This is a genomic window from Streptomyces sp. NPDC048516, assembly GCF_043199875.1.
In the GTDB taxonomy this organism is placed as follows: domain Bacteria; phylum Actinomycetota; class Actinomycetes; order Streptomycetales; family Streptomycetaceae; genus Streptomyces.
The window spans coordinates 1-12,452 of sequence record NZ_JBICWS010000026.1 but is presented as its reverse complement, the minus strand read 5'-3'; the positions used below and the strand labels follow the sequence as shown (position 1 = coordinate 12,452).

12 protein-coding genes are annotated in these 12,452 nt (G+C 69.7%); 5 read left to right on the top strand and 7 right to left on the bottom strand.

The window, feature by feature from the left end; all coding sequences use genetic code 11:
• On the bottom strand, positions 1-849 hold the full coding sequence (locus ACGFR7_RS33500) for a helix-turn-helix transcriptional regulator (RefSeq protein WP_393326613.1): 849 nt from the start codon (positions 847-849) through the stop codon (positions 1-3).
• 140 nt (positions 850-989) lie between these two features.
• Here ACGFR7_RS33500 and ACGFR7_RS33495 point away from each other — a divergent pair, with 140 nt between their 5' ends.
• Both ACGFR7_RS33495 and ACGFR7_RS33490 read left to right on the top strand, forming a co-directional pair.
• Positions 990-1,256, top strand: a complete 267-nt coding sequence (locus ACGFR7_RS33495; protein ID WP_393326610.1) for an Atu4866 domain-containing protein — start codon at positions 990-992, stop codon at positions 1,254-1,256.
• A 235-nt stretch (positions 1,257-1,491) separates the two neighbouring features.
• Positions 1,492-2,259 (top strand): SDR family NAD(P)-dependent oxidoreductase, encoded by a 768-nt coding sequence (locus ACGFR7_RS33490; RefSeq protein ID WP_393326608.1) that lies wholly within the window; start codon positions 1,492-1,494, stop codon positions 2,257-2,259.
• A gap of 264 nt (positions 2,260-2,523) precedes the next feature.
• Here ACGFR7_RS33490 and ACGFR7_RS33485 read toward each other — a convergent pair whose 3' ends face one another.
• Together ACGFR7_RS33485 and ACGFR7_RS33480 are read right to left on the bottom strand one after the other, a co-directional pair.
• Positions 2,524-3,519, bottom strand: coding sequence for a hypothetical protein (locus ACGFR7_RS33485; RefSeq protein ID WP_393326605.1), 996 nt, complete (start codon positions 3,517-3,519; stop codon positions 2,524-2,526).
• 744 nt (positions 3,520-4,263) lie between these two features.
• Positions 4,264-4,680, bottom strand: a complete 417-nt coding sequence (locus ACGFR7_RS33480; protein WP_393326602.1) for an ester cyclase — start codon at positions 4,678-4,680, stop codon at positions 4,264-4,266.
• A 133-nt stretch (positions 4,681-4,813) separates the two neighbouring features.
• On the opposite strand from ACGFR7_RS33480, the gene ACGFR7_RS33475 reads away from it, so the two are divergent.
• Positions 4,814-5,443, top strand: a complete 630-nt coding sequence (locus tag ACGFR7_RS33475) for a dihydrofolate reductase family protein (RefSeq protein WP_393326600.1) — start codon at positions 4,814-4,816, stop codon at positions 5,441-5,443.
• A gap of 208 nt (positions 5,444-5,651) precedes the next feature.
• On the opposite strand, the gene ACGFR7_RS33470 is transcribed toward ACGFR7_RS33475, so the two are convergent.
• The 3 genes from ACGFR7_RS33470 to ACGFR7_RS33460 all read right to left on the bottom strand — a co-directional run bounded on the left by ACGFR7_RS33470 (position 5,652) and on the right by ACGFR7_RS33460 (position 8,553).
• Positions 5,652-6,608, bottom strand: coding sequence for a DMT family transporter (locus tag ACGFR7_RS33470; RefSeq protein WP_393326597.1), 957 nt, complete (start codon positions 6,606-6,608; stop codon positions 5,652-5,654).
• A 273-nt stretch (positions 6,609-6,881) separates the two neighbouring features.
• The gene (locus ACGFR7_RS33465) at positions 6,882-7,481 is read right to left on the bottom strand and encodes a cupin domain-containing protein (protein WP_393326594.1); all 600 of its coding nucleotides are present in this window, start codon (positions 7,479-7,481) and stop codon (positions 6,882-6,884) included.
• A 22-nt stretch (positions 7,482-7,503) separates the two neighbouring features.
• Positions 7,504-8,553 (bottom strand): Lrp/AsnC family transcriptional regulator, encoded by a 1,050-nt coding sequence (locus ACGFR7_RS33460; protein ID WP_393326592.1) that lies wholly within the window; start codon positions 8,551-8,553, stop codon positions 7,504-7,506.
• Between the two features lie 108 nt (positions 8,554-8,661).
• Between ACGFR7_RS33460 and ACGFR7_RS33455 the strand changes: the two genes are divergently transcribed.
• Positions 8,662-10,068 carry an MFS transporter gene (locus ACGFR7_RS33455; protein WP_393326589.1) on the top strand — a complete coding sequence of 469 codons (1,407 nt, stop codon included), beginning with the start codon at positions 8,662-8,664 and terminating at the stop codon, positions 10,066-10,068.
• Between the two features lie 9 nt (positions 10,069-10,077).
• Here ACGFR7_RS33455 and ACGFR7_RS33450 read toward each other — a convergent pair whose 3' ends face one another.
• Positions 10,078-10,500, bottom strand: a complete 423-nt coding sequence (locus ACGFR7_RS33450; protein ID WP_393326586.1) for a MarR family winged helix-turn-helix transcriptional regulator — start codon at positions 10,498-10,500, stop codon at positions 10,078-10,080.
• A gap of 161 nt (positions 10,501-10,661) precedes the next feature.
• On the opposite strand from ACGFR7_RS33450, the gene eno reads away from it, so the two are divergent.
• Positions 10,662-11,969: a phosphopyruvate hydratase gene (eno, locus tag ACGFR7_RS33445; protein WP_393326583.1), complete on the top strand. Its 1,308-nt coding sequence runs from the start codon at positions 10,662-10,664 to the stop codon at positions 11,967-11,969.
• The last annotated feature ends 483 nt before the right edge of the window (positions 11,970-12,452 follow it).

Genomic DNA, 12,452 nt, shown 5'->3' with positions numbered 1-12,452 from the left:
CTATCGGTGGCGGCCGGGTTCGGCCTGGCGCCGGGTGGCGTGGAGGGAGCCGAGGAGGTGGAGGGCCTGGGCGCTGGGGCTGCCTGGTTCGGCGTGGTAGATGACGAGTTGCTGGCCCGGGGCGTCGCGTACGTCGAAAGCCTGGTAGGTGAGAGTGAGGGGGCCGACGCCCGGGTGGAGGAGGTGCTTGGCGTTCTGGGTCTTGCCGCGCACGGTGTGGGAGTTCCAGAGACGGGTGAAGTCCGCGCTGTGCTCGGTGAGGGTACGGACGAGTGCGCGCAGACGTGGATTGTCCGGTTCAAATCCGGCTGCCTGGCGCAGGTTGGCGACGGTGGCCTGGGCCGCCCGGTTCCAGTCCGTGTAGAAGTGCCGGCTCGCGGGGTCGAGGAAGGTCATCCGGGCCAGGTTGTCCGCGGGACCGAAGGGGGCGTAGAGGGCATCGGCCAGCACGTTGGTGGCGAGAAGGTCCATGGTCCGGCTCATGACGAACGCCGGCGTGTTCGGGTAGCCGTCCATCAACTGGCGCAGTGCGGGACTGACCAGTTCGGCGGAGTGGTCGGACGGCTGGTCGATCGGGGTGGCCCCGGCCAGACGGTGCAGGTGTGCTCGGGCGTCCGCGTCGAGGTGCAGCGCGCGGCTGAGGGCATCGAGCACCTGGGATGAGGGGTTGCGCTCGCGCCCCTGTTCCAGGCGGGTGTAGTAGTCGGCATTCACGCCGGCCAGGACGGCTACCTCCTCACGGCGCAGTCCGGCGACCCGGCGCGTCCCGTAACTCGCCACGCCGGCGTCCTCCGGCTGCAGACCGGCGCGGCGCGCGCGCAGGAAGTCTCCCAGGTGGTTGTCGTCCATGTGCTCAGGTTAGGCGGAGACTTCGGAAGGCTGCCCGGGTGTGTTGCACCCAGGCGGCACATGTCCTGGTCGGCGACCGCTGACCTGCCCAGACTCGGTGAGCAGAAGGAAATCGGAGCAACCGAGGAGAAGGGGCCGCCATGGCCGGGACTGCTGATGACGACATCGTCGACGTGGTCGGAATGTGGGTGACCGCGGATGGTCACATCCGCCAGGAACTGCTGCCTGACGGTCGCTATGACGAGGCCCGCGGCGAGCGGCGCAGCGCGTACACGGGCCGGTACACGGTGACCGGCAGTCACCTGGACTACGTGGACGACACCGGGTTCAGCGCGACGGGCGACAACCGGGACGGGGTGCTCCACCACGAGCATCTGGTGCTGTACCGGGAGGAGAAGGCGTCGTGAATCGGGGCGTCACCGTGGTCGCCGCCCCGGTGGCCGGCGCCGGGCGGCAGACGAACGGTGACAGTGATTCTCTTGCCGGCCGGATACGGCGCCGGCATCGCCCCCGCCAACGACGACGTTCCCAGCCCTCCCCGGTCCACGGCGACGTCCTCCTCTCGACCGCACAGCGATTCAGGTGCCCGCAGCGGCGCTCGCCCGACCTCACCCTCCCCCTCCCGCCTCCAAGGAACGCACCATGACATCTGCCGCCCCGTCCACCGAAGCCGCCGAGTTCGCCGGAAAGGCCGCCCTTGTCACCGGGGCCGCGCGTGGCGTGGGCAAGGAGACCGTGGCGCTCCTCAGCGCGCGCGGCGCCCGTGTCGTCGCCGTCGACCTACGCCCCGAAGTCAAAGCGCTGCCGGACGAAATTCCCGGCGTCCTGGCGATGACCGGCGACATCACACGGGAAGAGACCGTTGTCCAAGCGGTGAAGTCAGTTGTCGACACCTTCGGCGGACTGGACATCCTCGTGAACAACGCCGGACGCACCCTGAACAAGCCCATTACCCAAACGACCGCCGAGGACTGGGACGCCGTGATGGCGGTCAACGCCCGCGGCTCCTTCTTCTTCGCCCGCGAAGCCTTCCGCGCGATGAAGGCCCGTGGCGGCGGATCCATTGTCAGCACCGGCTCCTACGCGGGCACCGTCGCCCTGCCCGAAGGCGCCGCCTACAGCGCGTCAAAGGGCGCTCTGGCCCAGCTGACCAAGGTGCTTGCCGTCGAGGGCGGGCCGCTGGGCATCCGTGCCAACCTCGTTGCCGCGGGCGTCATCGAGACCGATTTCCTCGACACGTTCCGCTCCGACAGCCGTGCGTACCTGGCGTCCTTCGCCGACGCGCAACCTCTGGGCCGAGTGGCGCAGCCCGAAGAGATCGCCGAGGTTCTGTGCTTCCTGGCCTCACCACGCTCCAGCTTCATCACAGGAGCCGTGGTCGCCGCTGACGGCGGCTTCACCGCGGTCTGATGCCTGCCCCACCAGGCCGGGTGCGTCATGGCTGAGGCCGGCATATCCATGCACGGTCGACGGTGTCCCACCTATCCGGAACGGCGGAGCAGCGGAACGGCGGAGCAGCGGAACGGCGGGTCCGGACGTGATCCGGACATGATCTGGGTGTGACCGGTTGTGATCCGGGTGGCCGAGCGGTGCCGGAGTCCGCTCCGTGTTCTCCTTGGAATGGAACGACGCCGACCCGCCCGGCGGCCTTAAGGAGGTGTGGCCAACGTGCTCTCAGCCTGTAGTGGCCGACTTGGTGTCCGATAGGTTCGGCCTGGTGGGGTGATAGCCGTTGGCATCCGGATGGACGTCCCGGTATATGGCGCGGGAAACGGTCTCTATGGTGTCGATTCCGTAATCCCACCCTTCATTTGCGGCGTGGCCTTTGGGAACTCTGTTGTTCTCGGTGAGCACGGCCAGCCCGGAGTCGTAGCCCTGGCCCGTGAGGGCTGCCATGCTGTTCACTTTCCAGTCGCCTTTGTCAAACGGCTCGACATCGGGGTTCTGGCTGCGCTGCATCCAGCCGTCCTTGACATGGATCACGGAGTCGAGCGGCGCGCCGGCTGTGGCGCCCCACCGCTGCTTGCTCTGAACCTGATGCATCAGGCCGAGCGCGTAAGCCCGGCCCTTGCCGCCGATGACCGAGTCGTCGTCACCCGAGAAGATGCGCAGGAGCTTGGCCTGGTCGCCTGCCGTGACCTGGGTGAGGCCCCAGGAGCCTTCCCGGTCGAGGACGGTCTCCTTCATTCCGGCCTTGTCGAGGAATTCCTGGATCCTGACGGGGTTCGGCTTCGCGGGATCTTTCAGGTCGGACAACTGCTTCCACAGTGTGGTAGCGGAGTCGTTGTCCGAATCGGTGATCATCTTGCGTGCGAGAGCGTCTTCGGCCTCGGTCAGGGTGCCACCGCTCCGGTACAGCAGGGCTCCGAGGATTATTGTCTTTGCCGTGCTGGCCGAGTCGTACCTTTTTGAAGAGTCAGAAGTGCACCTGGTCCCGGTGGGCCGGTCGTAGAAGGAGAGCGAGGCCATGCTCTCCCGGCTTTTCAGTGCCTTGGATATGTCCCTCGACAGTTTGCTGGCCAGCTCTTGATTGCTGGAGGTGCATCGCACCGTCGAGGCGGCTGCCTTGGCTCTCTGCGGTGCCGCGACGGACGGGGTAGCCGCTGCGATCGATCCGGCAACCGCTCCCGTTCCTATGGCCGCTGCGGTGAGCGTCGAAAGCCATCTCATATCTGATCACTGTCCTTCGGGGTGCCTGAACAATTTGCTTGAGGGAGCGGGAATCACTGCCCCGTCGCGCCGGCAGCGCCGCCGCCGGAGGCGGATGATGGCAGTGGCAGTGGCAGTGGCAGTGGCACTGGCACTGGCACTGGCAGGGGCGGGTGGCATGACTGCTCCTGGAGAGCTCCACGTTCCCGCCCATCGTGTCCGCCGTCCGCCTCCCGATTCGTCGCTCCCAGGTCGGAATGCGCCACCTACCCAGGTACCGCAGCACAGTGCCTGGAGAGTCCTGAGGGATAACGGTCTCACTGCCCTGAGAGGGGCCCGGGGGACCCCGGCCCGGGACTCCGGAGGATGGTGACACACCATCAAATTCCTGCATATCACGATGTCGATGTCCCCTCGGGGCGATGCCCGCCTGGTGGACGCCGGCGTGAAGCGACTGCAGTGACATGGCGGAGGGCGGGCCGCGGGCCGTGGCCCGATGCCCGCGCTCCGATGCCCGTGAGACCCGAGGCCCGTGGCGCTGTCACAGCGGCCTTGTGGCGTCTCCGGCCACGGGCGATGCCTGCCATGGCAGACCGCCAGACCGCCAGACCGGCAGGCACCGTCACCGCCGTGGCGACCCACTTGAGGCTTCGGCCGACCCCTGGTTCCAACATGGCAGGCCCTGGGCGGCATCGCGCGGCGTTCGCCCTGTGACACGGCTGCCCCGCCCGAACGGGCAGGCCGGCTGGAGCCGGTGGGTTTCCCTCAGAACGCCGGAATCCGCTCGGGGACGAGTCCGGTCTGGCGCAGGAGGCCGTACAGGTCGGTCTCACCCCAGAATTCGACGATGCGTCCGTCCCGGAGCCGGTAGGACTTGACCCCGGTCATGGTGAGGTCCCGGCCTGTGCGGTCGTGGGTGTAGGTCAGGGTGAAGGCCACGGTGACACGGTCGTCCGCCGCAAAGAGGTCATCCACCTGAACGCGACAGTGGGACAGGCCCGGGGTCAGCACCGACTGCTCGGGGTAGTGCCGCCCCTGAACGTGCCGGCCGGCGCCGTGGACGAGTACGTCCTCCGCCACGAGTTCCGCGAGGTCGGCAACCCGCTGCGTCTCGAAGACGCGGAGGTAGCGGCGGACGACATCGGCGTTGCGCTTGCTGGTGGCCACGGCGGAGTCAGTCATGGAGGGGACCGTATCCACCGGCCGGCCGGCATTGCCAGGCCCGCCGGTGCCGGCCGCGTGGCGGGCGATGAGTTTGCGCCGGTCCGGGAGTCAATACGGGTGCAGGCTGATTCCGCACCCGAAAGGAAGCGTCATGAGCAAGCTGATCGTCACCGCATTCGTCACCCTGGACGGCGTCATGCAGGCCCCCGGCGGTAAGGGCGAGGACGTCGACGAAGGGTTCGAGCACGGCGGCTGGCAGGTTCCGTACGTCGATGACGACTTCATGCGACTGATGACGGAGGTCTTCGAACGGACCGCGGATCATCTCCTGCTCGGCCGGAAGACCTACGACATCTTCGCCGCCCACTGGCCCCGTGTCACCGACGAGAACAATCCGATCGCCGTGAAGCTCAATGCCATGCCCAAGTACGTTGCCTCGCGGACCCGGAACAGCCTGGAGTGGAACAACTCCCGTCTGCTGAAGGGCGACGTCGCCGAGTCCGTCGCACAGCTCAAGGCGCAGCTCGACGGCGTGATCATGACGCAGGGCAGCAGCGACCTCATCCACACCCTGCAGCGGCACGACCTCGTCGACGAGTACCGGCTGCTCGTCAACCCCGTGATCCTCGGCACCGGCAAGCGGCTCTTCGCCGAGGGTGCCGCCCCTGCCGCCTGGACGCTCACGGAATCCCGTGCCACCGGTGTGGGGGTGCAGTACTGCGCCTATGAAAAGGCAGGGAAGCCCGCGTACGGATCCTTCATGCTGGACGAGCAGGGCTGAGGACGCTCGACACGCACCTCGTCGCGGCCGGTGCGCGACCGGCGGCCCCGGGCACACTCCGTGGCCAGTGGCCAGTGGCCAGTGGCCAGTGGCCAGTGGCCAGGGGGCCCTTGGGGCGGCCCGTCGCGCCGTACCTCCCCGGCCGCGTCCGAGCGACGTCTCAGCAGCGGGCGGGGCACACCACTTCGGCCCCACCGGCCACCACAAATCAGCTCCGTACGCGGCCGGCCAGCAGGGTGCCCGCGGTGGCCAGGACCAGTCCGCCGAGGGTCAGCGGGCCGAGATGCTGGTCGAGCACCAGGGCGGCGAAGCCGGCCGTGACCATGGGAACCAGGTAGAAGAGGCTGCTCACCTGGCTGGTGCCGTGCCGTTGCAGGAGCCCGTAGAGCAGGCCGACGCCGACGATGGAGTTGATGAGTGCCGCCCACAGCAGCACCGGCCAGTAGCCGGCGGTGAACGTGACGTCGAATCCTTCCGCGAACAGGGCGGGCAGCAGCGCGGTGACGGCGGCGGCCAGCAGCTGTACGGCGTTGCCGGAGACCGGTTCCATGCCGTGGCAGAACCGCTTCTGGTAGACGGTGCCGGCCGAGATGCCGAGGAGTGCCAGGACGACGAAGCCGAGTCCGGCGAGGTGGTCGGCGTCGAAGTGGAGCCCTTCGCCGACCGCGAGTGCGACCCCGCCGAGCCCCAGCACCAGCCCCAGGCACTGGCCACGGGTGACACGTTCGTGCAGGACGGGGACGGCGATCAGCGAGGCCGTCAGCGGGTAGAGCGCGATGATCAGTGCGGCGAGGCCGGACGGGACGCCGAGGTTCATGCCGACGTAGATGCTGGAGAACTGGACGGCCTGCACCAGGACACCGGCGACGGCCAGATGCGCCAGCAGGCGGCCGCGGGGTAATGCGCGCCGGCCGGCCAGGGCGAGCACCAGCAGAATCCCCCCGGCGAGGGCGAAGCGCAGGGCCGCGAAGGTGTAGGGGGCGGAGTGGCGCAGGCCGAGTTTGCCGGAGATGAAGCCGGAGCTCCAGACCAGTACGAGGGCGACGCGGGCCAACAGGTCGCCGCGGCCGAGGCCGCGTGGCGCGGTGGCGGTCGCGCTAGTGGTCGCGCTCGTGGCCGGGGGCGGAGCGGAGGCCGGGGCGACTTGGGTGGGATGCAGCTGCATGGCATGTCCTGATCTCTTGGTGCCGCTCGCGGATCCGCCGGAGCAGCTTCTGTGCGTTAAAACGCACACTAGTGCAGAATAAGGTTCGATGTAGGGGAGGGCTCAGATTTCCTGTGGGGCTGTTGTTGTCTGCGGGGCTGCTGTTGCAGCGACAGGCAAGAAGGTGCGGCGCCCGGAACGGCACACGGAAAAGCCGGGGCACCTCAGTGCCCCGGCTCGCCACCGGCTGCCCCGGCTCGCCACCCGCCCGTCCCTTCCCCGGGGACGAAGCCGTCAGTAAAGGCTGGAGAAGAGCAGCGCGACCATCCGCGCGGGCTTGTCGGTGTCGTTGCGGAAGGAGTGCGGATACCCCGCCGACCAGCGCGCGCAGTCCCCGGTCCGCAGGGTGTGGTCGACGCCGTTGTACCGGGTCACCAAGGTGCCCTCGGTCACGATGATCAGGTCCGTGCCCTCGTGCTGAAGGTCCTCGCCCAGCGCGCTGTGCGGTGCGAAGTCCCCCTGGACCACCTGGTATCCCAACTCCGGTGCGCGCAGCACCCGATAGGTGATGCCGGGCGCGCGCTCGATCACCGGCTGTTCACCGAACGGGAACAGGGACGGCGCCGCCTGGCCGGGCGAGAAGCCGAGGAACGACCCGACGTTGTGCCCGAACACCTTCGCCAGCCGGCCGAGCCGTTCCAGCGCGATATCGGTCTCGCCCCGCTCCAGTGCCGCCAGGAACGAGACCGAAAGGCCGCATTCGGCAGCAACCTGACGCAGTGACATGCCCCGCTGGGCCCGCAGCCGGCGCAGGACCTCCCCCGGAGCCGGAAAGCCCAGTTCGGGGTCCGGGCGGTGGGCTGCCGGATGCTTCGGGGAGTCCGGGGCGGTCATGGCCGCATCTTAGTCGAGCACGTCAGGTGTCCTGTTTCGTCTTCCTGCTCGGTGCCGGAGGCAGCAGCAGGGTGCCGGCCCGTTTGAGGGTGCGGATGACCGGTGCGGTCTCGATCGTGCGGATCGCGTCCAGGGAGGCGATCCGTTCCGTGAGGTAGCGGGAAAGGTCTTGTGCGTCACGGCAGTTGACGGCGGCGAGCAGGTTGGTCGGACCGGTGGTCATCGCGACCAGGGAGGCCTCCGGATGACCGGCCATCGCGGTTGCCACGGCGGTGAGCTCCGAGGGCTGAACGGACATCCAGAGCCGGGCTTCGGCACGAAAGCCCAGTGCGGCCGGGGGGACGTCCACCAGGAAGATCAGGACTCCGGCTCGGCGCAGGGTGGCGATGCGGCGCCGGACGGTCGCGTCCGACCAGCCGGTGACGGTGGCGAGTTCGGCGTAGCCGGCCCGGCCGTCCCGGCCCAGGGCCTCAAGGAGGGCGCGGTCGCCTTCCCCCAGATCCATCGAGGCCTCCGCGTCCACCTTCACGTCCGCCTCCACGTCCGCCTCCGCGTCCCTGCCGGCGGCGGGAGACGGGGTGAGGAGGGCGGCCTGTTCCGGGGTGAGCCACGCGGTTCCCGCCCAGTTGTCGGGCAGGGCGTAGTGGGTGAGCAGGAGATGGGCCGAGACCGAGGTGACGCGGGCGGTGCGGGGCAGTTGGTGCAGGAGCAGCGCGTCGCTCTCGTCGCTGGAGCGGGTCTGCGTGCTGAAGGAGATCTCGGTACCGCCGGACAGCAGATGGACGAAGGAGGTGTCGTTGCGCTTGGCCAGTGCCGTGGCCATGGCCCCGGCCGCGTCGGGGGTGCAGCGCAGCCGGATGGTCCAGGCGCTGTAACCGAGCCGGGCGCCGTTCAGGGTACCGACCACACGCAGGAGGCCGGCGGTACGCAGCCGCCGGTAGCGGCGGGCCACGGTGTTCTCGGAGACGCCAAGGGCCCCGCCGATGGCGCGGAAAGCGGCCCGGCCGTCGACCTGCAGGGCGTGCACCAGCCCCCGATCGACCTCATCGAGAATGACGGTATCTGCCTTCATCGGACCCACCATGCCAGTATCCGGCAAGGGGTGGGCCATGGGTGGTGGAATCCAGGCCCGTCACCGGAGCGTGTGAGCGATCCCCCGCCTCCCGTGAGAGGAAAGCTCATGCGCCCCTGGTGGCCGCTCGTGGCGATCTGCCTCGGCACCTTCCTGTTTCTGCTCGACACCACCGTCCTGAACGTTGCCCTGCCCGCCATCGGCACCGATCTGCACGCACCCCTGTCCGGGCTGCAGTGGGTGGTGAACGTCTACACCCTCGCCCTGGCCGTGCTGATGCTCCCCTTCGGCTCCCTCGCCGACCGGTTCGGCGCCCGCAATGTCTACGTCGCGGGTCTCACCGTCTTCGCCCTCGCCTCGCTGGGCTGCGCACGCGCGCCTGACACCGGGCTGCTGATCGCCTCCCGCGCGGTGCAGGGTGTCGGCGGCGCGGCCATGTCCGTGTCGGCCTTCGCCCTCATCGGCGCCCTCTACCGCGGTGCCGGCAGAGGCAAGGCGATGGGCGTCTTCGGTGCGGTCACCGGCCTGGGTGCCGCGGTCGGCCCGATGCTCGGCGGCGTACTGACCGAATACCTCAGCTGGCGGGCCGCCTTCCTCCTCAACCTCCCCCTGGTGGCCGGCGCCATCGCCCTCACCCTGGGCGTCCTCGGCAACGACCGCCGGCCGCGGGCCCACCGCTTCGATCTGTCCGGCACCGCCGCGTTCGCCGTGTGCACCGGCGCCCTCGTCCACGGGCTCACCCGGGCCGGCGAGGACGGCTGGACTTCCACCGTGTACGCCTCGGTCGCCCTCGCTGCCGTCGCGCTGGTTGTCTTCGTCGTCCTCGAACGCCGCCGCGCGCACCCGATGTTGGATGTACGGCTCTTCGGCCGGGCCTCCTTCGCGGCGGTGATGGTGTGCGTCCTGGCCTCCTCGGCGGCCTTCGCGGCGCTCCTGTTCACCTCGGTGTGGCTGCAGTCGGACCTCGGTCTCGGCCCGGTACGCGCGGGGCTGGCCCTGATGCCCCTGGCCCTCGCCTCGTTCGCCACCTCACTGCTCGCCGGACGGACCCTGCACGGCGCCTCGCCCCGCCTCGTCGTCGGCACCGGGCTCCTGCTCAGCGGTACCGGCTGCGCCTTGCAGAGCGGTCTCGACGCCACGTCCACCGCGAGCTCGGTGGCCCTTGGCCTCGCGGTCACCGGCATCGGCATCGGCCTGATGGGCCCGGCCATGGCGGGGGCCGTCTTCGCCGCCGTTCCCGCCGACCGCGGCGGCATGGCGGCCGGGGCGATGACGACCTTCCGCCAGCTCGGCCCGACCCTGGGCATCGCGGTCTTCGGTGTCCTCTTCCGGACGGGTTCCGGCGCCGCACCGGCCGAGGGCCTGAAACGGGTATACGTCGCCGCCGCGGCCGTCGGTCTGATCGGCGCGGCTCTCGCCTACATCTTCGTCCCCGAACCCGCAGCCGTGCGGGCGGCCCGGAGTCCCCGTCGGGGCGCCGGGCGTACTGATCACGACCGTGAACAACGCTCGTGATCAACGCACCTAGCGTGCGGCGAGCCGCCCCAGGAGGGCGGCGCTCCGAGCCAGCAACGCCCGTTCCTCGTCCGTGAGTTCGGCCTCGATGGCCTGGGCGAGCCAACCGGCCCTGCGGCCGCGCTCCGCTTCGAGCGCGGCCCGGCCCGCGTCCGACAGCTCGACCAGCGACTTGCGGCCGTCCGTGGGGTGCGCCCGGCGGGTGATCAGGTTCTGTTCCATGAGGAGCCCCACGGCCCGGGCCATCGACTGGGGGCGTACGCGCTGGTCGGCGGCGAGGTCGCTGGTGGTCATGGCGCCGTTGCGGTCGAGTGCGCCGAGTACGGCGGCCTGGCCCAGCGGGATGCGGTCCTCGTCTTTGACGCGTCGGATGAGCTTACCCATCGCGGTGCGCAGTTCGGCGGCGATGGCGGCGGCTTCCGGGGTGGGCATAGGGCACTTTACCTCGTTGACCAGCAAGGTTGTGCACTTACCTGTACAGCAATGCTGTACAGCAAAACTGAGCAGCATTGCTGTAGGGTTTGGTGTCGTCGGGCTCAGCGCCAGCGTGGTCGCAGCCGGGCCACGGCACACGACAACGGGAAGGAACTCCCATGTCCGCAACGGCAGTCGGAACCGTCAGCGCCGCCATCGAGACCGTCACCGCCCGCCGGATCATCGACAGCCGCGGCAATCCCACGGTCGAGGTCGACGTCGTCCTGGCGGACGGGTCCCCGGGGCGCGCGGCCGTACCCTCCGGCGCCTCCACCGGCGCCCGGGAGGCCGTGGAACTGCGCGACGGAGACTCCGCACGCTGGCACGGCAAGGGCGTCGACCGCGCGGTGGCCCACGTCAACGGGGAGATCGCGGCGTCCGTGCGCGGCCGGGACGCGGCGGACCAGGCGGGTCTCGACGCCGCGCTGGTCGCCCTCGACGGCACCGCCGCGAAGTCCCGGCTCGGCGCCAACGCGATCCTCGGCGTCTCCCTCGCCGTCGCCAAGGCCGCCGCGGCGGCCCACGGCCGGCCCCTCTACCGCTACCTCGGCGGCGTCGGCGCCCGCCTCCTGCCGCTGCCGATGATGAACATCGTCAACGGCGGCGCCCACGCCGACAATCCGCTGGATTTCCAGGAGTTCATGATCGCTCCCGTGGGCGCGGACACCTTCGCCGAAGCCGTCCGCATGGGCAGCGAGGTCTTCCACACCCTGCGCCGCGATCTGCTGGCCGCCGGGCATTCCACGGGCGTCGGCGACGAGGGTGGCTTCGCGCCCGCGCTGCGTACCGCCGAGGAGGCGCTCGACTTCGTGATCACCGCCATCGAGCGCACCGGCTACCGCCCCGGCACGGACATCGGCCTGGTCATGGACCCCGCGTCATCGGAGTTCTTCCGCGACGGGGTGTACGACTACGCGGGCGAGGGGGTGCGCCGTACCCCCTCCGAGCACGCCGACTACCTGGCCGGGCTCATCGACGCCTATCCGGTCGTCTCCATCGAGGACCCGATGGCGGAGAACGACCTGGACGGCTGGCGCGAGCTGACCGCCCGTGTCGGGGACCGCTGTCAGCTCACCGGTGACGACGTGTTCTGCACCAACGAGACGCTGCTGCGCGAGGGCATCCGCACCGGCGTCGGCAACTCGGTCCTGGTCAAGGTCAATCAGATCGGGACCCTGACAGAGGCGCTGGCCGCGGTGGCCACGGCCCACCAGGCGGGCTGGACGGCCGTCATGTCGCACCGCTCGGGCGAGACGGAGGACACCACCATCGCGGATCTGGCGGTGGCGACCGGCTGCGGACAGATCAAGACCGGCTCGCTTTCCCGCTCCGACCGTACGGCGAAGTACAACCAGCTGATCCGGATCGAGGAGGAGCTCGGCGACTCGGCGCTCTTCGCGGGCCGCTCGGCGCTGCGTCGGGCGTGAACAGCAGGCAGGACCGGGGACCACGCGGGCCCCGGTCATGATCGGGGCCCGCTCGCGTGCCGGGAAGGAGAGCGCCAACTCCGAGCCGACCGAGCGCGGCCTGCGTTCGCCGCCTGGAGTTCGGCCAGGCCGGCGGAGTTCCTGGTCGCCGGGGAGGTGGTCGACGACATCGGCCACGAGGCCTGCGCATCCTCGCACCGCGAGGCAGGCGGGACGTTGAAGACCGGCCCCGGCTGCCTTCACTCGCCACCTGACCGCCCTCCGCGAGATTGCCGACCGGACCCCGGTCGGCGATCTCGACACCGAACCCACCCGCCAGTCACTGTGGCCCTCACCGGTGAGGGAGAGCCAGGTGCGGGTCCGCGCCCGTCGACCGTCCGGAGAGGTCCTAGTGATCTGGTTCGGAGATGCGTGAGCAGTAGCGGCAGATCCGGTCAAGGATCTGGTCGGCGGTCTTGGTCCATTTGAAGGGCCGGGCATCGT

What these genes read in the sequence shown, in the direction of transcription:
- ACGFR7_RS33500 (WP_393326613.1), bottom strand. Translation starts at nt 849, where the DNA reads ATGGACGACAACCACCTGGGAGACTTCCTGCGCGCGCGCCGCGCCGGT.
- ACGFR7_RS33495 (WP_393326610.1), top strand. Translation starts at nt 990, where the DNA reads ATGGCCGGGACTGCTGATGACGACATCGTCGACGTGGTCGGAATGTGG.
- ACGFR7_RS33490 (WP_393326608.1), top strand. Translation starts at nt 1,492, where the DNA reads ATGACATCTGCCGCCCCGTCCACCGAAGCCGCCGAGTTCGCCGGAAAG.
- ACGFR7_RS33485 (WP_393326605.1), bottom strand. Translation starts at nt 3,519, where the DNA reads ATGAGATGGCTTTCGACGCTCACCGCAGCGGCCATAGGAACGGGAGCG.
- ACGFR7_RS33480 (WP_393326602.1), bottom strand. Translation starts at nt 4,680, where the DNA reads ATGACTGACTCCGCCGTGGCCACCAGCAAGCGCAACGCCGATGTCGTC.
- ACGFR7_RS33475 (WP_393326600.1), top strand. Translation starts at nt 4,814, where the DNA reads ATGAGCAAGCTGATCGTCACCGCATTCGTCACCCTGGACGGCGTCATG.
- ACGFR7_RS33470 (WP_393326597.1), bottom strand. Translation starts at nt 6,608, where the DNA reads ATGCAGCTGCATCCCACCCAAGTCGCCCCGGCCTCCGCTCCGCCCCCG.
- ACGFR7_RS33465 (WP_393326594.1), bottom strand. Translation starts at nt 7,481, where the DNA reads ATGACCGCCCCGGACTCCCCGAAGCATCCGGCAGCCCACCGCCCGGAC.
- ACGFR7_RS33460 (WP_393326592.1), bottom strand. Translation starts at nt 8,553, where the DNA reads ATGAAGGCAGATACCGTCATTCTCGATGAGGTCGATCGGGGGCTGGTG.
- ACGFR7_RS33455 (WP_393326589.1), top strand. Translation starts at nt 8,662, where the DNA reads ATGCGCCCCTGGTGGCCGCTCGTGGCGATCTGCCTCGGCACCTTCCTG.
- ACGFR7_RS33450 (WP_393326586.1), bottom strand. Translation starts at nt 10,500, where the DNA reads ATGCCCACCCCGGAAGCCGCCGCCATCGCCGCCGAACTGCGCACCGCG.
- eno (WP_393326583.1), top strand. Translation starts at nt 10,662, where the DNA reads ATGTCCGCAACGGCAGTCGGAACCGTCAGCGCCGCCATCGAGACCGTC.